We start from the raw sequence: 503 nt of genomic DNA, 5'->3' as shown, positions 1-503 counted from the left end.
TGCTGGTGTGCGGCGTCGGCAAGGTCGAGGCCGCGGTGCGCACCGGCCGAGGCGATCGCCCGGCTGCGCCCGTCGCAGGTCGTGAACGTCGGCACCTGACGGCGCGCTCCGTGAGGGCGTCACGGGCCTGTTCGAGCCGTCGCGCGTCGTCAACCACGACTTCGACGCGGCGGGCATCCGGGCGCTCGGCTACGACGTGGCCGACGAGGTGACGCTGGCCGGCGGCGACGGCAGCGTGCTGGCGACCGGTGACCGGTTCGTCACCGACCCGGTCGTCCGGGACGGCCTGGCGACCCGCGCGTCGCTCGTGGACATGGAGGGCTACGCGATCGTCCGCGCGGCCCAGGCCTTCGACGTGCCGGTGCGGCTGGTGAAGGTGGTCAGCGACGGCGCCGACGAGTCCGCCCTGGACTGGCCGGCGGTCGTCGACGGGTGCGCCCGCCGGCTGGGGGAGTGGCTCGCCGCGCACGTCTAGGCGGTCCGGACGCACGGACGCCCCGCAC

1 pseudogene is annotated in these 503 nt (G+C 75.7%); it reads left to right on the top strand.

Annotated elements, in window-relative coordinates:
• Positions 1-112: 112 nt before the first annotated feature.
• Positions 113-475, top strand: a pseudogene (locus tag AC2W7G_RS18445) (nucleosidase); the annotation flags it as partial.
• Positions 476-503 lie beyond the last annotated feature (28 nt).

Source organism: Aeromicrobium sp. PFPM2_SD2 (assembly GCF_057364525.1).
This window is presented reverse-complemented; position numbering and strand designations above follow the sequence as displayed.